Source organism: Pseudomonas sp. B21-041 (genome assembly GCF_024748675.1).
GTDB classification, from domain to species: Bacteria; Pseudomonadota; Gammaproteobacteria; order Pseudomonadales; family Pseudomonadaceae; genus Aquipseudomonas; species Aquipseudomonas neuropathica.
The window spans coordinates 105,406-122,500 of the sequence record NZ_CP087175.1; the positions used below are offsets into that span (position 1 = coordinate 105,406).

A 17,095-nucleotide genomic window follows, 5' to 3' on the forward strand; every position below is an offset into this window, starting at 1 on the left:
CCCCCTTTGGGGGAGAGGGCTGGGGTGAGGGGGTTCGATTTCAAATCCACTAAAAATCCCAAATCCTGAACACAAAAAAGCCGACGCCTTCACGTCGGCTTTTGCATTTCAGGCGCACTCAACCGCGCTTGTAGACGATTTCCTTGGTGCCACCTTCGCAGGTACCGACGACGTCGCCGCCAGCCGCTGCGCCCTTATCGACAATCTCCAGCGAATACCCGGAAACGCCCTTGGCATCCAGCTTCGCCGCAATCTCGCTTTTCAGCTCTTCACATGGCTTGCCGGCAGCAAACGCACCACCCGCAAGGCTCAACAAACCTACTGCCAACATGAACTTCTTCATCGGTCGCACTCCCTGGTCGGATTAAAAGAGGCGGGCATCGAGCGTTGACCCGATGCACTCACCCTGTAGCGCTTTGCCATTCCTATGGCACTCGGCCAGCGCGCAAGTTCAGAAGACTAGACCAAACTCAGCTGCTGGCAATGCGGAAGCCGACTTTCAGCGTCACCTGAAAGTGCGCCGCCTTGCCGTCCTTGATGTGGCCACGGGTGTCGACCACTTCAAACCACTCAAGATGCTTGATGCTCTTGTTGGCTTCGGCCAGCGCGTTGTTGATGGCGTCTTCGATGCTGCTGGCGGACGAACCGACCAGCTCGACTTTCTTGTACGTGTGATGGTCACTCATGGCGATCTCCTTGGCGTGTGGAATTGAGACTAGCAGTGAATCTGCGCTGTTGATTTCGGCGGCATCGCGCAGGCGAAGTTCAGATTTTCTGCACTTTCTCAAACCGCTGAAGTCCCAACCAACACACGCCACTCATCACCAATGCAGGAGAGCCACCATGGCCAACACCTCTTTACGTAAAGCCTCGTTGCAAAGCATGGAAGCCGAGATCGAGAGTCTGCTCAAATCGTTGGAAAGCTTGAAAGACGACGCTTCGGACGAGTCGCGCAAGACCCTCAAGGCGCTGAAAAGCAATGCCGAAAGTGCGCTGAAGCACTCGCGCCATCTGCTCAGCGATGCCTATGAAGAAGTCAAAGTGAAAACCCGCGAAACCGGGATCGCCACCCGTGATTACGCCCAGGAACATCCATGGACGACGGCCGGTGTGGCCGTCGGTGCGATCGGTCTGCTGGCGGCTTACTTGCTGTTCAAGCGCGGCGAGTGATCCGTCTGGCGCAGTTCGTTCTTGAGCCACTGCGCCAGTTGCCGAGCGCGCCCGTCTGCGGCGCGCTTGGGTAGCCACAACGCCAGTTGCGCCGGGGTTTCACAAAAGCCCCATGGCGCAACCAGGCGACCGGCCTTCAAATCTTCCGTCACTAGCGGCTCCGGCGCGATGGCCACGCCAAGCCCAGCAACTGCTGCCTCCAGCAAATAATACAAATGCTCGAAACCTTGCCCCAGCTTCAATGCTTTTGCGTCGAGTGCGTTCTGCTGCGCCCAACTCGGCCAGGCTTGCGGGCGCGAAGTGGTGTGCAGCAACGGTTCGTTTAGCAGTGCCGAGGCTGGCGCGGTTTGCAGACGTTGATAGCCGCTGAACAGCGGACTTATCACCGGGCCGATACGTTCTGCGGCCAGTTCATAGACTTGCATGTCCGCCGGCCACGGTGGTTCGGCGAACAGCAGCAAAGCATCCAGCCCCGGGCGTCGTGGATCGAGATCGCCTTCGCCCGCCGACAGGTGCAGCCGCAAATCCGGCAGATCGGCATTCAATCGCCCCAAACGCGGAATAAACCAGCGCGCTAACAGACTTCCAGAGCAACCCAAGACGAACGGTGCATCGGCGGTGCTCTGCGTCAGCTCGGCGCAAACACTGCGCAAGCGGTCAAACGCCTCGCCACTTGCATCGCGTAACCGCATGCCGGCATCTGTGAGTTTCAAGCCGCGCCCATCTTTGACGAACAGACTGACGCCAAGGTGTTCTTCCAATACCTTGAGCTGACGACTGACCGCGCCATGGGTGACGTGCAGCTGTTCGGCAGCCTGACTGACGCTGTTCAGCCGGGCGGTGGCTTCGAACGCACGCAAGGCGTTCAGCGGGGGAAGGTCGTGGCTCATGGTATCTGTGAGTTTTCCTGACAGGTTGTGGCGATCTTATCGGTTTTCAGCGTAGAAGGTCAGGGGTAGAGTGGTCGTCATTGTCTTTTGACCCGAATTCACCTGGAGCGACTCATGACCCAGACTTCGAACACCTCTGATCTGCGTAACGGCCCTGACGCCAACGGCCTGTTCGGCTCGTTCGGTGGCCGCTACGTGGCGGAAACCCTGATGCCGTTGATCCTCGATCTGGCCCGCGAATACGAAGCGGCCAAGGAAGATCCGGCGTTCAAAGAAGAATTGGCCTACTTCCAGCGTGATTACGTCGGCCGTCCGAGTCCGCTGTATTTCGCTGAACGCCTGACCGAGTTCTGCGGCGGCGCGAAGATTTATCTCAAGCGCGAAGAGCTGAACCACACCGGCGCGCACAAGATCAACAACTGCATCGGCCAGATCCTGCTGGCACGGCGCATGGGCAAGAAACGCATCATCGCCGAGACCGGCGCCGGCATGCACGGCGTGGCCACTGCCACCGTCGCCGCACGTTTCGGTCTGGATTGCGTGATCTACATGGGCACCACTGACATCGAACGTCAGCAGGCCAACGTGTTCCGCATGAAGTTGCTGGGCGCTGAAGTGATCCCGGTGGTGGCTGGCACCGGCACCCTGAAAGATGCGATGAATGAAGCCCTGCGTGACTGGGTGACCAACGTCGACAACACCTTTTACCTGATCGGCACCGTGGCCGGCCCACATCCATACCCAGCGATGGTTCGCGACTTCCAGGCCGTGATCGGCAAGGAAACCCGCGATCAGTTGCAGGCTCAGGAAGGTCGCCTGCCGGACAGCCTGGTGGCGTGCATCGGTGGCGGGTCTAACGCCATGGGCCTGTTCCACCCGTTCCTTGATGACAAGAGCGTCGAGATCATCGGCGTTGAAGCCGCGGGTTACGGCATCGAAACCGGCAAGCATGCAGCGAGCCTGAATGGCGGCGTTCCGGGTGTGCTGCACGGCAACCGTACCTTCCTGCTGCAGGACGACGACGGCCAGATCATCGACGCCCACTCGATATCCGCTGGCCTCGATTACCCAGGCATCGGCCCTGAACACGCCTGGTTGCATGACATCGGCCGCGTTCAATACACCTCGGTGACTGACGACGAAGCGCTGGATGCGTTCCACAAATGCTGCCGCCTGGAGGGGATCATTCCTGCCCTGGAAAGCGCCCACGCCCTGGCTGAAGTGTTCAAACGCGCACCGAAGCTACCGAAGGATCACCTGATGGTGGTCAACCTGTCGGGCCGTGGCGACAAAGACATGCAGACCGTCATGCACCATATGGAACAGTCGAAGCAGGAGAAACACTGATGAGCCGCCTGCAAACCCGCTTTGCCGACCTCAAAGAACAGAACCGCGCCGCGCTGGTGACCTTCGTCACCGCCGGTGATCCGGACTACGACACCTCGCTGGCGATCCTCAAAGGCTTGCCGGGCGCCGGCGCCGACGTGATCGAGTTGGGCATGCCGTTCACCGACCCGATGGCCGACGGCCCGGCGATTCAACTGGCGAACATCCGTGCCTTGGGCGCCAAACAGAACCTGGCGAAAACCCTGCAAATGGTTCGCGAGTTCCGTGAAGGCAACAGCGATACGCCGCTGGTGCTGATGGGCTACTTCAACCCGATCCATATGTATGGCGTTGAGCGCTTCATCGCCGATGCGAAAGAGGCCGGCGTCGATGGTCTGATCGTGGTCGACATGCCGCCTGAGCATAACGCCGAGCTGTGCGACCCGGCGCAGGCTGCGGGTCTGGACTTCATCCGCCTGACCACGCCGACCACTGACGACGCGCGTCTGCCGAAGGTGCTCAACGGCAGTTCCGGTTTCGTTTACTACGTGTCGGTCGCCGGTGTGACCGGTGCCGGCGCGGCGACGCTGGAGCACGTTGAAGAGGCGGTGACCCGTCTGCGTCGTCATACCGATCTGCCGATCAGCATCGGTTTCGGCATCCGTACGCCGGAGCAGGCGGCGTCCATCGCGCGTTTGGCCGACGGTGTGGTGGTGGGTTCGGCATTGATCGATCACATCGCCAACGCGACCACACCCGACCAGGCCATCGACGGCGTGCTGAGCCTGTGCTCGGCTCTCTCCGAAGGCGTGCGTAAGGCCCGCGTCAGCTAAAGGTAAAGTTCCTGATACAGAGGAATTAGCACCTCGCGGCACAGACTAATCCAGCAAGACCGAGGGATTCAGAACCAGGTTCTGAGTCCCTTTTTGCTGTTTGTGCCGTGAGGAAAGACCCGATGAAAATGCCGAAACGTCTGATGGCCGGACTGGGCGTGCTGATGATCAGCGCGACACCGCTGCTGGCCAGCGCCGATCCGCGCGACGATCATGATCACGGCGGCCCGCAACAGGGCCAGCACGATAACCGCGGCGATAATCACGGTGACGACCACCGTGGCCCACAGAACGACCACCGTGGTGGCCCGCCCCCGCGCGATTTTGGCCCGGTGCGCCAGACCATTCGTGACAATCATGGCTACTTTGTACGCGGTGCGCCGCCGCCTCCGGGGATCCATCTGGAGCGTGGCCGGCCGTTGCCGCACGGCTATTACGGCGAGCGTCTGGATAATCGGGCGTTAGGTCGTCTGCCGGTGTACCCGGGTTACGAATGGCGCCGGGCGGGGGGTGATATCGTGCTGATCGCGGTGGGCACCGGGATCGTCTACGAAATTCTCGATGGCGTTTTGTATTGATCTGCTGGCAATAAAAAAGATCGCAGCCAAGGGCTGCGATCTTTTTTTCAGGGCAATTCCAGTCCGCCCGAGGCCTTGTGCAATTTTCGTAAATGCGCGCCGATCTGCTTCACGTTCTCCTCACTGGCCGCAATTTCCGCAGCCCGCTTGGGCTCCAGTAACTTACGCACTTCTGCATCCAGATCTCCGGACAGTGCCAGCAGCTTCTTCTGCCGCTGACTGCTCTCCGCTTCGAGTCGACTGAACTCGGTCGGCTGGGGCAGTCCGTAACCCTTGGAATCGAGCAATTCCGCCGGACGACTGAGGAACCCGCTGTTGGCGAGAATTTCCTGCAAGGTCGCGTTGGCTTTATCCATCCCGCCGTTTTCCAGTTCCCGCGCGCCGAGGTAACGCTGCTTCACCTCATCCTGCGCCAGCAGCAATTGGCGGCGATAGCTGGCTTGCTCCAGCAACAGCAGCGCGGCGCTGGTACGCAAGTCGGCGCGTTCGAACCACTCGCGGCGTTCTTCGGCTGTCAGTGAAAGCCATTCCTCAACGGTATTCTGCTTGATCGGCAATTGCTTCTTCAGCACATCGAACATCGCCTGATAGCGATCGCGGAACGAGTCGAAGCGGTAACCCAGGCGCAGGGCTTCTTTCGGATCATCCAGCACACTGGTGTCCGCCAGACCACGGCCCTTCATCACTTCCAGCAAACCGTTGGGCATGATGCTGTCCAGACCCACGAACTGGTTGTTGTTACTGCCGCTGCGCAACAGCTTCAGACCTTCCACCGCGCAGTTGTTGGAGAGGAAGAAGTAGTTGCCGTCGTAGCTCCAATGCATTTCGGCCGCGTGCTCGACCACGCCTTCGATCTCGTCCCGTGACAGGTTCAGCGGCACGGAAGCAAGGCTGCGCAATTCGGTCTTGGTGTATTCGTCGATGACCTGCGCGAGCGGCAGCACGAACAATCGCGATGGGTATTTGCCGACCAGTCCGTCCCAGCTCGACAGCTGCACATCGCCGACAAAGGCGCGGTAGGACAGCACCAGATGCTGATCCAGATCGAGCCGGCAATCCGGCCCACGCGGGCGGCCCGGCGCGCAAATCACCAGACGCAACATGCTGTGGCCCCAGCGGCTGACCCAGTTCTGATTGGCTTCGGCCAACAGGTAATCGACGGCGTAAACCCGTTCCGGATCAACTTGCCCCAAGGGTTGCTTGGCGAAGTCGTTACCGGCATTCAAAAAGGAGAAGGTCTTGCTGCAGGTGTCCTTGGCCGGCGGTGCCCAGCCGAAGTGCTCCTGGTAATAGCGATACAGCGCCGGGCGACGGCAGGCATAGCTCGGGTCGAGGAGGAAATACTCCATGTTGACCGCGACAAACTCCTTCGGGCTGGAGATTTCGTACAGGTCCGGGCTGCGGGCGATCTGGCGGTTGTGCTGTTCACGCTCACCCCGACGACCGACGTATTGCTGCCAACCGGCGAGATCGAGCAGGCGCGGGTCATCACTGAGGGTGAAACGCCGGCCGTTCTGCCCGCGACACTCATCGGGAATGCCGATCAGCCCGGCGCTGTTGAAGCGGCGGGTGCAGCGCTGGATTAGCGTGCGCTCGGCAGTCGGCCACAGGCGCGCGCGATCATAAATGTGGGTAATTTCGTGCAACACCGTGGCGAGCAATTCCTGGCGCACAGTGCCGTGGGGGCGATTGGTTTTTTCTTTGGCTGCACTGCCGTCAGTGAGGCTGGCCAGCAGTTTGCGATTCAAATCGAGTTCGGCAACGAGCGTTGCCTGGCCGTAGGCGTTGGCGGGCATGTCGTCGGTCCAGCCGACATCGATGCGCCGATCCAGCCGCTCGATAAAGCTCGGCGGCAGCTTTTGCATCGCCTCATCGATCAGCGCCTGGCTGGCCTGTTGTTGGGCAGGGCTCAGACCGTCGGTCTTGAGCCGCAATTGCAGGCCGGCGTGGGCGCTGTTGCCAAGCAGCAACAACGCCCCGACCAGCAGCCAGGTGCCGAGTGACTTCACAGTGCGAGGATGGCTTCGGCGAGAACCTGATCGCTGGCGTCGCGCGCTTCCGGCACACGGGTGCGCAGGGTGTTGAGCGCGGCTTCCAGATGCGCGCCACGGATATCACCGTTAGTGGCGACGAAACTGGCGGCATCATCGTGTGCTTCGCGGATGATTTTCGAATCGCGGATCGACGTGGTGGTGTCGGAAGTGAAATCGATAGTGCGCTGGGAGGCACGAACGATGATGTTACTGGTGGCTACCAGGGTGTGCGCCTGGGCCACGTCGGCCAACAAAAACAGGCCAAGGGCGGCAGCAATCAGCGGGCTACGCATGGAACGACTCCGGAAGGGCAAGGATAACAGGGGTACAGGATAACTATTGGACGAGAATTGCCTCTGCCAGTTCAAGGTCGCTGACATGAAGTTTCGGCCGGGTTTTGCGCAGGTAATGCAGCGCGGATTCCAGTCGAGCACCTCGCCATTCACCGTCACTGGCAACAAAAGCTGCGGCATCATCGTGGGCCGCGAGCAGCAGTTTACGGTCGAACGGTGCGGAAGACACCATGCTGGTGGCGTAACCACTGACGACGGTGCCTTGCGTCGACGCATTGAAAGCATCAAAGGCATCGACCGATGTCGCCCAGCAGGCGGTGAACAATACGGAGGGAATCAGTAGATTTGGAAGAAAGCGCATCGGACTCGGTAATTTTTAGTGAGCCCAAAGGCTAGCGCAATGCCCGGGCCAGAGCCAGCGCCGAAACATCGGGACACGCCTGGCGTGTCCCGCATGGCTGCGATCGTTTAGATCGTCAGAATAGCTTGAGCCAGTTGTGCGTCAGTGGCTTGCAGCTGTGGCGCCTGGTGACGGATGTGATCCAGCGCGCTTTCCAGTTTCACCCCACGGATTTCACCTTCGCTGGCGACGAAGCTGGCGGCATCGTCACGGGCGGCGAGCACGATCTTGTCGTCACGGAAGGAGGAGGTGACGTCGGAAGTCGCGTCGGACGAGGACTTCAGTGCACCGACAACGGCGTCGGTGGTGACGATGAAACTGGTGGCGCTGGCGTTGGCAGCCACGGCCAACAGGGCGGCAGCGCTGAGCAGACGAAGACGGGACATGGTGTAACTCCTATGGATAAACCGTATTGAGAGGTGGCTCGGTATCTGAGGAGTCAGACGCCAGTGACACAACATTCGCCACGTTCTGTGTGGATATTAGGCCTGCTTTGCGGGATTCGCACAGTGGGCAGAATGCTAGCGCCAGAAGGGTTTATCCAGTTCATGCAGGCGATCGGCGTGGCTGAGGCCAAGATCGGCGAGGTCACGGCCATCCAGTTGAGCCAGCAGTTGCCGCGTTTTGGCGCGTGCCAGGCTGTCCCGAAGTCCGAGAAACAGGCGACGCAGAGCGTTTGGGCGAGGGTAGGGTTGGCTGAAGCTTTCTGAAACATCCTGTAAGTCATTCATGACGTATTCCTTATTGCCGGTGAAGGCGGAAGGTCATGTTGAGCCTGCGACAGAGGAATAGGCAGATACAGAAGAGGCAAATTGTACTGGTTCAGGTAGCGATTCTAATAAACTGTACCTGCCTGTGATAAAGCCAGCTGTATAGAGACTTAAACCCCCCCCAAAACGACGAAACCCGTCGTGGTTTCCCACGACGGGTTTCGTTTGTTCAATTCGGGTTGCTGGCGGTGGGTCTAACGACCAGAGCCAGCGACGCTACTTAGCGCCAGAACGGCTTGCTCAGCTCTTCGTAGCGTTGTGCTTCGCTGATACCGGCGTCAGCCAGCAAACGCGAATCCAGGCGAGCCAGTTGATGGCGGCTGGAGATGCGGCGCTGCCACAACATCAGGTTGGCGATAACGCGCAGAGGCAGGGAAGCCTGGGTGTTTACAGCTTTGTCTTCGAAGAACAGTTCGGAACTGAGTGTACGTTCCATGGTTGACATCCTTCCGCTTGTGGCGGGATCAGGTAGTGGTTTGACTGGTGCCCATGATCCTCTCGTTTGCCAAGTCTCTCTAGATACAGTTCAACTGTATTGTGAGTGACCAGTTAACTGTTTATAGGGGGTGTACGGGTCAAAAACGAGCAAACTGTACCTGTCCGCACTTAAGTGGTGCGTTATTGCTCGATTCGAGGAAAAAGGTAGGCAAAAGCTGTAGGAAAAGACCAGTACAGCAGTACAGTTTTTGTAAGCTTTTAAGATTACAACAATCCGCTGACGCAAACTGTGTTTGCGCCAACGGTTTATCTGTGTGAATTACACCGCAAGCATGCGCCCGGTTTCTTCCAGGTTCACATGCCAGCTCAACGCTTCACGCAGAATGTGTGGGGTATGGCCACCAATTGCACAGGCCTTCGTGAAGTAATCATCCAGCGCTTGACGGAAGTCCGGGTGCACACAGTTATCGATGATCACCCGCGCCCGTTCCCGTGGCGCCAGGCCGCGCAAGTCAGCCAGCCCAACTTCGGTCACCAGAATGTCGACATCGTGCTCGGTGTGGTCAACGTGGCTGACCATCGGCACCACGCTGGAAATCGCGCCGCCCTTGGCGATCGACTTGGTCACGAACACCGCCAGATGCGCGTTACGCGCGAAGTCGCCGGAACCGCCGATGCCGTTCATCATCCGCGTGCCGCAAACGTGGGTGGAGTTGACGTTGCCGTAGATGTCGAACTCCAGCGCCGTGTTGATCCCGATGATGCCTAGGCGGCGCACCACTTCCGGGTGGTTGGAGATTTCCTGCGGACGCAGCACCAGTTTGTCCTTGTACTTCTCCAGATTGCCGAACACGTCGCTGTTGCGGCGTTCCGACAGGGTGATCGAGCTACCCGACGCAAAGCTCAGCTTGCCGGCGTCGATCAGATCGAAGGTCGAATCCTGCAGCACTTCGGAGTACATCGTCAGGTCTTCAAACGGCGAATCGATCAGACCGCACATCACCGCGTTGGCAATGTTGCCGATCCCCGCCTGCAACGGGCCGAGCTTGTTGGTCATGCGCCCGGCGTCGACTTCCTGCTTGAAGAAGGTGATCAGGTGATCGGCAATGGCGTTGGTGTCGACGTCCGGCGACGACACGGTAGACGGCGAATCGGCCTGCTGAGTGATGACGATGGCGACAATCTTCTCCGGCGGAATCGGAATCGCGGTGCTGCCGATGCGATCATCGACTTTTACCAGCGGGATCGGCGTGCGCGTCGGGCGGTAAGTCGGGATATAGATGTCATGCAGGCCTTCGAGGTTGGCGTTGTGCGCCATATTGATTTCGACGATTACCTGTTTGGCGAAAATCGCGAAGCTCGCCGAGTTGCCCACCGAGGTGGTCGGCACGATGTGGCCTTGCTCGGTGATGGCCACGGCTTCGATGACCGCGATGTCCGGCAGCTTCAGTTGTTGGTTGCGCAGTTGCTCGACGGTTTCCGACAGATGCTGGTCGATAAACATAACCTGGCCGGCATTGATCGCCTTGCGCAGGGTGCTGTCGACCTGGAACGGCATGCGACGCGACAGCACGCCGGCTTCGGTCAGTTGCTTGTCGAGGTCGTTGCCCAGGCTGGCGCCGGTCATCAGGCTGATCTTCAGCGGCGTGACCTTGGCCCGCTCGGCCAGTGCGTGAGGGACTGCTTTGGCTTCGCCGGCGCGGGTGAAACCGCTCATGCCGACGGTCATGCCGTCCTCAATCAAAGCGGCTGCGTCGGCGGCGCTCATCACTTTATCCAACAACGAAGGCAGGCGAATACGGTCACGGTACATGGATTATTATCTCGGGAAGCGAGTAGCAGGATGCGCAGTCTAGTGAATTTGACGAGCGCCTGTCCCGCTACCAAGGTCGCAAACGAGGCGTCTATTTAGCGGGTTTGAAGTAAAACACCGTTACCGGATCTGCAACAACGCGGCAAATTGTCCGACTGTTTGCGCAAACAAAAACGCCCCGACAAGTCGGGGCGTTCGCTATTGCAGCGGGGAATTATTCGACCGCTTTGACCATGTCTTCGATGACTTTCTTCGCGTCGCCGAACACCATCATGGTTTTGTCCAGGTAGAACAATTCGTTGTCCAGACCGGCATAGCCGCTGGCCATCGAGCGCTTGTTGACGATGATGGTCTTGGCTTTGAACGCTTCGAGAATCGGCATGCCGGCAATCGGCGATTTGGGATCGTTCTTTGCGGCCGGGTTGACCACATCGTTCGCGCCGAGCACCAGCACCACGTCGGCCTGACCGAACTCGGAGTTGATGTCCTCCATCTCAAACACCTGGTCGTAAGGCACTTCGGCCTCGGCGAGCAGAACGTTCATGTGCCCCGGCATACGGCCCGCCACGGGGTGGATCGCGTACTTCACAGTCACGCCACGGTGGGTCAGCTTCTCGGTCAGCTCTTTCAGCGCATGTTGCGCACGTGCCACTGCCAGACCGTAGCCCGGGACGATGATCACGGTGTCGGCGTTGGTCAGCAGGAAGGTCGCGTCGTCAGCCGAACCGGATTTCACCGGACGTGCTTCTTTCGCACCGGCAGGACCTGCGTCTGCCGTGTTGCCGAAGCCGCCGAGCAGTACATTAAAGAAGGAACGGTTCATCGCTTTGCACATGATGTACGAGAGGATCGCGCCGCTCGAACCCACCAGCGAACCGGCGATGATCAGCATCGAGTTGTTCAGCGAGAAGCCAATTCCCGCCGCCGCCCAGCCCGAGTAGCTGTTGAGCATCGACACCACGACCGGCATGTCGGCGCCGCCAATCGGGATGATGATCAACACGCCCATCACGAACGCCAGCGCCAACATCAGCGCGAATGCGGTGAGGTTGCCGGTGAACATGAAGGTCAGACCGAGTGCCAGTGTTGCCAGACCCAGCACGGCATTGAGCTTGTGCTGACCAGCGAACTGTACCGGGGCGCCCTGGAACAGACGGAACTTGTACTTGCCCGACAGCTTGCCGAACGCAATCACCGAACCGGAGAAGGTGATCGCACCGATCGCAGCGCCGAGGAACAGCTCCAGACGGTTGCCCGCCGGAATCGAGTCGCCCAGTTGCTTGACGATGCCCAGCGATTGCGGCTCCACCACAGCGGCGATGGCAATGAACACTGCCGCAAGGCCGATCATGCTGTGCATGAAGGCGACCAATTCCGGCATCTTGGTCATTTCAACGCGCTTGGCCATGATCGAACCGGCGGTGCCGCCGACCAGCAGGCCAACGATCACGTAACCGATACCGGCCGTGGCCAGCTCAGCGCCCAACTTATAGATAAGGCCGACGGTGGTCAGGATGGCCAACGCCATGCCGAGCATGCCGAACAGGTTGCCGCGCCGCGAGGTAGTCGGGTGCGACAAGCCTTTGAGGGCCTGGATAAAGCAGATCGACGCGATCAGGTAGAGCGTCGTGACGAGATTCATGCTCATTACTTCGGCGCCTCTTCTTTTACTTTCGGGGCTTTCTTCTTGAACATCTCAAGCATGCGGCGGGTGACCAGGAAGCCACCGAACACGTTGACCGCAGCCAGTGCCACGGCGAGGGTGCCCATGGTTTTGCCCAGCGGCGTAACGGTCAGTGCGGCCGCGAGCATGGCGCCGACGATCACGATCGCCGAGATGGCGTTGGTTACTGCCATCAAAGGCGTGTGCAGCGCAGGTGTAACGTTCCAGACCACGTGGTAACCGACATAAATCGCCAGCACGAAGATGATCAGGTTGTAGATACCGGGGGAGATAAGCTCTTCCATCGTCTGAATCCCTGCTTAGGCGTTTTTGCGGATGACTTGGCCGTCGCGGCACATCAGGCACGCGGCGACGATGTCGTCTTCGAGGTTGACGTCGAACTGGCCTTCTTTGGTGAATACCAGCTTGAGGAAGTCCAGCAGGTTGCGCGCGTAAAGTGCCGAGGCGTCTGCTGCGACTTCACCGGCCAGATTGGTTGGGCCGCAAATGGTCACGCCATTTTCGACCACGACCTGATCGGCCACGGTCAACGGGCAGTTGCCGCCCTGAGCCGCCGCGAGATCGATGACCACCGAACCCGGTTTCATCTGCGCCACGGTTTCCGCGCTCAATAGCGTCGGTGCCTTGCGGCCCGGAATCAGCGCGGTGGTGATGACGATGTCAGCCTGCTTGGCGCGTTCGTGCACAGCCTGGGCCTGACGCTGCATCCAGCTCGCCGGCATTGGTCGCGCGTAACCGCCGACACCGACGGCGCATTCACGCTCTTCATCGGTCTCGTACGGCACGTCGACGAATTTGGCACCGAGGGATTCAATTTGCTCTTTTACCGCCGGACGCACGTCAGAAGCTTCGATCACCGCACCCAGACGTTTCGCCGTGGCGATCGCCTGCAACCCGGCCACACCGGCACCAAGAATCAGCACGCGCGCCGCTTTCACGGTGCCCGCAGCGGTCATCAGCATCGGCATGAAGCGAGGATAGTAGTGAGCGGCCAACAACACAGCCTTATAGCCGGCAATGTTCGCCTGCGACGACAACACATCGAGACTCTGCGCGCGTGAGGTGCGCGGCGCCGCTTCGAGGGCGAACGCGGTAATGCCGCACTCGGCCATCTTCGCGATGGTTTCGTTGTTGAACGGGTTGAGCATGCCCACCAGCACCGTACCGCGCTTGATCAGCGTCAGTTCGGCATCGCTTGGGGCGACCACTTTGAGAATCAGCTCGGCGCCAAACGCGTCATTGGCACTGCCAATGGTTGCGCCTGCCGCTTCATAGGCACTGTCAACAACGCTGGCTTTAACGCCGGCGCCGGTTTGCACAGTGACCTTATGACCTTGGCTGATCAGCTTTTTTATGGTTTCCGGGGTTGCAGCAACCCGTGTTTCACCGGTCTGGGTTTCGAGAGGAACACCAATGTGCACGTCAAATCTCCTGCGTGATCTTATTGAGTAAACCCATGCACTACGGATGGTGCGACTGGGGCGGCCGATCAGCACGATCCCGCCAAATCAGGGCGGGGCGCGGCATTTTGCAGGCGAACTTTATGCCCTTCAAGGGATTATGACGGGTGACGGAAAATTAACTACAAGTCATCCCGTGACCGAATGTCGCAGTGGCCGGCGCAACCCCTTGCAGGCCGTGCCCTGTAAGGATTCTGGCTGAATATGGAAAAATTTCTCATCGGTGGCGTGAATAGGCAGTAATGAGTCGCCGATGAAGGCTCAAAGCCACGTCGATAGGCGCTTGTGGGACGTCTGTACGACTTTCGGATACAGTCTGTTGAATTGCGACAAATACTTATATCTGTAGGGCTTTTGTTTTCCTGACTACGGGGTTAGGTAACGTTGTAAGCCTTTACCCTTCTAGGCTGTAGCTCTGTGCCTGAGTTACCAGCCAGTCACGAAATGCCTTTAATGACGCTGATTCGACCTTTCGCTCAGGAATCATCAGGTAGTAGGCCTTGATGCTGGAAAGCGCCTGCGGGTTTGCAATCACCAAGCGTTTCTCGGCCAGCTCGCGCTGAATCAGGAACGGTGGAATCAGCGCAATGCCCATGTCGTGCATGGCCGCTTGGGCGAGCATGGAGAATAGCTCGTAGCGCGGGCCTGTCATGTCGCGGGGGATATTCAGCTGTTGCGAGTTGAACCACTGGCGCCAGGCGTAAGGTCGGGTGGTCTGCTGCAGCAGCGGCAGTTCGGCGATGGCTGCGGCTGTCAGAAGCGTCTTGTTGCCGAGTAGGGCGGGGCTACAGACCGGCATCGGATTCTCGCCCATCAGCCTGTGGGATTCGGTACCGGACCAATCGGCATCACCGAAGTAGATCGCTGCATCGAATTCGGTATCGGCAAACAGAAAGGGCCGGGTGCGGTTGGTCAGGTTGACCGTGACTTCCGGATGCTTGAGCTGGAAATCTTTCAGACGTGGCAGCAGCCATTGCGTGCCGAAGGTCGGCACCACCGCCAGTTCAATTACGTTGGTGCCTTGCTGGCCCATCACTGACAGCGTGTCGCGTTCGACTGCATCCAGTTGCGTCGCGACTCGGCGGCTGTAGGAAAGCCCCGCCTCGGTCAGCTTCACTCCGCGTCGCGAGCGTCGGAACAGTTCCACACTGAGGAACTCCTCAAGGCTGGCTATTTGTCGGCAAATGGCGCCTTGAGTCAGGGAAAGTTCTTCGGCAGCGCGGGTAAAGCTCTCGTGGCGCGCGGCAGCTTCGAAACTGATCAGGGCGGTGGTGCTGGGGATCTTCCTGCGCATGTACGTCAACCTCACTAATGCGCCGCATAAAAGGCATTTCGCGACGTTTCGGAGTGAGAAATTAGCACAACAGAATGCGAAATCCTCGTTTGCCGCGACGGCGAACCGCGCCTAGGATCAATGCCACGTCAATTCACCGATTTGCGAGGACAGACTCATGGGCGGTAAAGCTAGCTTCAATTGGATCGATCCCCTGCTGCTGGATCAACAGCTCACTGAAGAAGAGCGCATGATCCGCGACACCGCCGAGCAGTTCGCTCAGCAGAAGCTCGCGCCACGCGTTCTTGAAGCCTTCCGTCATGAGAAAACCGACCCGGCGATCTTCCGCGAGATGGGCGAAGTCGGTCTGTTGGGCGCGACCATCCCTGAACAGTACGGCGGCAGCGGCCTGAACTATGTCAGCTACGGTCTGATTGCCCGTGAAGTCGAGCGTGTCGACTCCGGCTACCGCTCGATGATGAGCGTACAGTCGTCGCTGGTGATGGTGCCGATCAACGAATTCGGCACCGAAGCGCAAAAGCAGAAGTACCTGCCGAAGCTGGCTTCCGGCGAATGGATCGGCTGCTTCGGTCTGACCGAACCCAACCACGGTTCCGACCCGGGCGCGATGATCACTCGTGCACGTAAGGTCGACGGCGGCTACAGCCTGACCGGCGCGAAAATGTGGATCACCAACAGCCCGATCGCCGATGTGTTCGTGGTCTGGGCCAAAGACGACGCCGGTGACATTCGTGGCTTCGTCCTGGAAAAAGGCTGGAAAGGCCTGAGCGCTCCGGCGATTCACGGCAAGGTCGGCCTGCGTGCGTCGATCACTGGTGAAATCGTTATGGATAACGTGTTTGTGCCGGAAGAGAACATCTTCCCGGATGTGCGTGGCCTGAAAGGTCCGTTTACCTGCCTCAACTCCGCGCGTTATGGCATCTCTTGGGGCGCACTGGGCGCTGCCGAGTTCTGCTGGCACACCGCTCGCCAATACACCCTCGATCGTCAGCAGTTCGGTCGCCCATTGGCTGCCACTCAGTTGATCCAGAAAAAACTGGCAGACATGCAGACCGAAATCACCTTGGCCCTGCAAGGCTGCCTGCGGTTGGGGCGTATGAAAGATGAAGGCACTGCTGCGGTCGAGATCACTTCGATCATGAAGCGCAACTCGTGCGGCAAGTCCCTGGATATCGCCCGTATGGCTCGCGACATGTTGGGTGGTAACGGCATCTCCGACGAATTCGGCGTGGCCCGTCATCTGGTCAACCTGGAAGTGGTGAATACCTATGAAGGGACTCACGACGTTCACGCGCTGATCCTCGGGCGTGCGCAAACCGGTCTGCAGGCGTTCTATTAATAGGAGAGCGACCATGGGCGCGCTGTCGCATCTGCGGGTACTGGATTTATCGCGAGTATTGGCCGGACCGTGGGCCGGGCAGATCCTTGCCGACCTTGGCGCCGAAGTGATCAAGGTCGAGCGCCCGGGCAATGGTGATGATACGCGCGCCTGGGGGCCGCCCTTCCTTAAAGACGCTTATGGCGAGAATACGTCTGAGGCGGCTTATTACCTGTCGGCCAACCGCAACAAGCAATCGGTGACCATCGACTTCACGCGGCCCGAAGGTCAGAAGCTGGTGCGCGAGCTAGCGGCGAAGTCGGACATCCTCATTGAGAATTTCAAGGTCGGTGGTCTGGCGGCGTATGGGCTGGACTACGAATCGCTGAAAGCGATCAATCCGGACCTGATCTATTGCTCGATTACCGGATTCGGCCAGACCGGGCCGTATGCCAAGCGCGCCGGCTATGACTTCATGATTCAGGGGCTGGGTGGGCTGATGAGCCTGACCGGGCGTCCTGAGGGTGATGAGGGTGCCGGTCCGGTGAAAGTTGGTGTGGCGCTGACGGATATTCTCACCGGTCTGTATTCGACGGTAGCCATTCTGGCTGCGCTGGCTCATCGCGATCACGACGGTGGTGGGCAGCACATCGACATGGCATTGCTGGATGTCCAGGTGGCGTGTCTGGCTAACCAGGCGATGAACTACCTGACAACGGGCAACGCACCGAAGCGCTTGGGCAATGCGCATCCGAACATCGTGCCTTATCAGGATTTTCCTACGGCCGATGGTGA

General features: G+C 59.2%; 20 protein-coding genes (1 of these 20 cut by a window edge). 6 read left to right on the forward strand and 14 right to left on the reverse strand.

Annotation, left to right across the window (positions count from 1 at the left end):
• Positions 1–118: 118 nt before the first annotated feature.
• Positions 119–343 carry a DUF1161 domain-containing protein gene (locus LOY43_RS00505; protein WP_007911690.1) on the reverse strand — a complete coding sequence of 75 codons (225 nt, stop codon included), beginning with the start codon at positions 341–343 and terminating at the stop codon, positions 119–121.
• A gap of 127 nt (positions 344–470) precedes the next feature.
• Positions 471–686, reverse strand: coding sequence for a dodecin (locus LOY43_RS00510; protein ID WP_007911688.1), 216 nt, complete (start codon positions 684–686; stop codon positions 471–473).
• A 157-nt stretch (positions 687–843) separates the two neighbouring features.
• On the opposite strand from LOY43_RS00510, the gene LOY43_RS00515 reads away from it, so the two are divergent.
• Complete coding sequence (locus LOY43_RS00515; RefSeq protein WP_007911686.1) at positions 844–1,170, forward strand: YqjD family protein; 327 nt, start codon at positions 844–846, stop codon at positions 1,168–1,170.
• On the opposite strand, the gene LOY43_RS00520 is transcribed toward LOY43_RS00515, so the two are convergent.
• On the reverse strand, positions 1,143–2,060 hold the full coding sequence (locus LOY43_RS00520; protein ID WP_095049515.1) for a LysR family transcriptional regulator: 918 nt from the start codon (positions 2,058–2,060) through the stop codon (positions 1,143–1,145). The two genes, LOY43_RS00515 and LOY43_RS00520, sit on opposite strands and share 28 nt — an antisense overlap.
• Before the next feature lie 114 nt (positions 2,061–2,174).
• On the opposite strand from LOY43_RS00520, the gene trpB reads away from it, so the two are divergent.
• The 3 genes from trpB (at position 2,175) to LOY43_RS00535 (ending at position 4,797) form a co-directional block, all read left to right on the forward strand.
• The gene (gene trpB / locus LOY43_RS00525; RefSeq protein WP_095049514.1) at positions 2,175–3,407 is read left to right on the forward strand and encodes a tryptophan synthase subunit beta; all 1,233 of its coding nucleotides are present in this window, start codon (positions 2,175–2,177) and stop codon (positions 3,405–3,407) included.
• Positions 3,407–4,219 (forward strand): tryptophan synthase subunit alpha, encoded by an 813-nt coding sequence (gene trpA, locus LOY43_RS00530; RefSeq protein WP_220557254.1) that lies wholly within the window; start codon positions 3,407–3,409, stop codon positions 4,217–4,219. The genes trpB and trpA overlap by 1 nt, the downstream gene beginning before the upstream one ends.
• A gap of 122 nt (positions 4,220–4,341) precedes the next feature.
• Positions 4,342–4,797 carry an anti-virulence regulator CigR family protein gene (locus LOY43_RS00535; protein ID WP_095125107.1) on the forward strand — a complete coding sequence of 152 codons (456 nt, stop codon included), beginning with the start codon at positions 4,342–4,344 and terminating at the stop codon, positions 4,795–4,797.
• A 47-nt stretch (positions 4,798–4,844) separates the two neighbouring features.
• Here the strand turns inward: LOY43_RS00535 and LOY43_RS00540 are convergent, their stop codons facing one another.
• The 11 genes from LOY43_RS00540 to LOY43_RS00590 all read right to left on the reverse strand — a co-directional run bounded on the left by LOY43_RS00540 (position 4,845) and on the right by LOY43_RS00590 (position 14,982).
• Positions 4,845–6,806, reverse strand: coding sequence for a DUF4105 domain-containing protein (locus LOY43_RS00540; protein ID WP_258709047.1), 1,962 nt, complete (start codon positions 6,804–6,806; stop codon positions 4,845–4,847).
• Positions 6,803–7,123, reverse strand: a complete 321-nt coding sequence (locus tag LOY43_RS00545; protein WP_007911662.1) for a DUF2388 domain-containing protein — start codon at positions 7,121–7,123, stop codon at positions 6,803–6,805. Before LOY43_RS00545 ends, LOY43_RS00540 begins: the two co-directional genes overlap by 4 nt.
• 43 nt (positions 7,124–7,166) lie before the next feature.
• On the reverse strand, positions 7,167–7,484 hold the full coding sequence (locus LOY43_RS00550; RefSeq protein WP_093429472.1) for a DUF2388 domain-containing protein: 318 nt from the start codon (positions 7,482–7,484) through the stop codon (positions 7,167–7,169).
• Between the two features lie 107 nt (positions 7,485–7,591).
• Positions 7,592–7,909, reverse strand: a complete 318-nt coding sequence (locus tag LOY43_RS00555; protein WP_007911658.1) for a DUF2388 domain-containing protein — start codon at positions 7,907–7,909, stop codon at positions 7,592–7,594.
• Positions 7,910–8,044: 135 nt separating this feature from the next.
• Positions 8,045–8,254 carry a DUF1127 domain-containing protein gene (locus tag LOY43_RS00560; protein WP_095049510.1) on the reverse strand — a complete coding sequence of 70 codons (210 nt, stop codon included), beginning with the start codon at positions 8,252–8,254 and terminating at the stop codon, positions 8,045–8,047.
• 259 nt (positions 8,255–8,513) lie between these two features.
• Positions 8,514–8,729: a DUF1127 domain-containing protein gene (locus LOY43_RS00565; RefSeq protein ID WP_007911656.1), complete on the reverse strand. Its 216-nt coding sequence runs from the start codon at positions 8,727–8,729 to the stop codon at positions 8,514–8,516.
• 321 nt (positions 8,730–9,050) lie between these two features.
• Positions 9,051–10,544: an acetyl-CoA hydrolase/transferase family protein gene (locus LOY43_RS00570; RefSeq protein ID WP_258709048.1), complete on the reverse strand. Its 1,494-nt coding sequence runs from the start codon at positions 10,542–10,544 to the stop codon at positions 9,051–9,053.
• A 214-nt stretch (positions 10,545–10,758) separates the two neighbouring features.
• Complete coding sequence (locus LOY43_RS00575) at positions 10,759–12,192, reverse strand: NAD(P)(+) transhydrogenase (Re/Si-specific) subunit beta (protein ID WP_007911651.1); 1,434 nt, start codon at positions 12,190–12,192, stop codon at positions 10,759–10,761.
• On the reverse strand, positions 12,192–12,512 hold the full coding sequence (locus LOY43_RS00580) for an NAD(P) transhydrogenase subunit alpha (protein WP_003187417.1): 321 nt from the start codon (positions 12,510–12,512) through the stop codon (positions 12,192–12,194). The genes LOY43_RS00575 and LOY43_RS00580 overlap by 1 nt, the downstream gene beginning before the upstream one ends.
• Before the next feature lie 15 nt (positions 12,513–12,527).
• Positions 12,528–13,649 carry a Re/Si-specific NAD(P)(+) transhydrogenase subunit alpha gene (locus LOY43_RS00585; RefSeq protein ID WP_093429467.1) on the reverse strand — a complete coding sequence of 374 codons (1,122 nt, stop codon included), beginning with the start codon at positions 13,647–13,649 and terminating at the stop codon, positions 12,528–12,530.
• Between the two features lie 433 nt (positions 13,650–14,082).
• On the reverse strand, positions 14,083–14,982 hold the full coding sequence (locus tag LOY43_RS00590; protein WP_093429466.1) for a LysR family transcriptional regulator: 900 nt from the start codon (positions 14,980–14,982) through the stop codon (positions 14,083–14,085).
• 157 nt (positions 14,983–15,139) lie between these two features.
• Here LOY43_RS00590 and LOY43_RS00595 point away from each other — a divergent pair, with 157 nt between their 5' ends.
• On the forward strand, positions 15,140–16,321 hold the full coding sequence (locus LOY43_RS00595) for an acyl-CoA dehydrogenase (protein ID WP_095049508.1): 1,182 nt from the start codon (positions 15,140–15,142) through the stop codon (positions 16,319–16,321).
• A 13-nt stretch (positions 16,322–16,334) separates the two neighbouring features.
• Positions 16,335–17,095 carry the 5' portion of a CaiB/BaiF CoA-transferase family protein gene (locus tag LOY43_RS00600; RefSeq protein WP_095049507.1) on the forward strand. It continues 460 nt past the right edge of the window, so only the first 761 of its 1,221 coding nucleotides appear in the window; it begins with the start codon at positions 16,335–16,337; its stop codon lies beyond the right edge, outside the window.

Excerpts from the sequence above, each read along its gene's own strand:
- LOY43_RS00505 (WP_007911690.1), bottom strand. The coding sequence starts at position 343 with ATGAAGAAGTTCATGTTGGCAGTAGGTTTGTTGAGCCTTGCGGGTGGT.
- LOY43_RS00510 (WP_007911688.1), bottom strand. The coding sequence starts at position 686 with ATGAGTGACCATCACACGTACAAGAAAGTCGAGCTGGTCGGTTCGTCC.
- LOY43_RS00515 (WP_007911686.1), top strand. The coding sequence starts at position 844 with ATGGCCAACACCTCTTTACGTAAAGCCTCGTTGCAAAGCATGGAAGCC.
- LOY43_RS00520 (WP_095049515.1), bottom strand. The coding sequence starts at position 2,060 with ATGAGCCACGACCTTCCCCCGCTGAACGCCTTGCGTGCGTTCGAAGCC.
- trpB (WP_095049514.1), top strand. The coding sequence starts at position 2,175 with ATGACCCAGACTTCGAACACCTCTGATCTGCGTAACGGCCCTGACGCC.
- trpA (WP_220557254.1), top strand. The coding sequence starts at position 3,407 with ATGAGCCGCCTGCAAACCCGCTTTGCCGACCTCAAAGAACAGAACCGC.
- LOY43_RS00535 (WP_095125107.1), top strand. The coding sequence starts at position 4,342 with ATGAAAATGCCGAAACGTCTGATGGCCGGACTGGGCGTGCTGATGATC.
- LOY43_RS00545 (WP_007911662.1), bottom strand. The coding sequence starts at position 7,123 with ATGCGTAGCCCGCTGATTGCTGCCGCCCTTGGCCTGTTTTTGTTGGCC.
- LOY43_RS00550 (WP_093429472.1), bottom strand. The coding sequence starts at position 7,484 with ATGCGCTTTCTTCCAAATCTACTGATTCCCTCCGTATTGTTCACCGCC.
- LOY43_RS00555 (WP_007911658.1), bottom strand. The coding sequence starts at position 7,909 with ATGTCCCGTCTTCGTCTGCTCAGCGCTGCCGCCCTGTTGGCCGTGGCT.
- LOY43_RS00560 (WP_095049510.1), bottom strand. The coding sequence starts at position 8,254 with ATGAATGACTTACAGGATGTTTCAGAAAGCTTCAGCCAACCCTACCCT.
- LOY43_RS00565 (WP_007911656.1), bottom strand. The coding sequence starts at position 8,729 with ATGGAACGTACACTCAGTTCCGAACTGTTCTTCGAAGACAAAGCTGTA.
- LOY43_RS00570 (WP_258709048.1), bottom strand. The coding sequence starts at position 10,544 with ATGTACCGTGACCGTATTCGCCTGCCTTCGTTGTTGGATAAAGTGATG.
- LOY43_RS00575 (WP_007911651.1), bottom strand. The coding sequence starts at position 12,192 with ATGAGCATGAATCTCGTCACGACGCTCTACCTGATCGCGTCGATCTGC.
- LOY43_RS00580 (WP_003187417.1), bottom strand. The coding sequence starts at position 12,512 with ATGGAAGAGCTTATCTCCCCCGGTATCTACAACCTGATCATCTTCGTG.
- LOY43_RS00590 (WP_093429466.1), bottom strand. The coding sequence starts at position 14,982 with ATGCGCAGGAAGATCCCCAGCACCACCGCCCTGATCAGTTTCGAAGCT.
- LOY43_RS00595 (WP_095049508.1), top strand. The coding sequence starts at position 15,140 with ATGGGCGGTAAAGCTAGCTTCAATTGGATCGATCCCCTGCTGCTGGAT.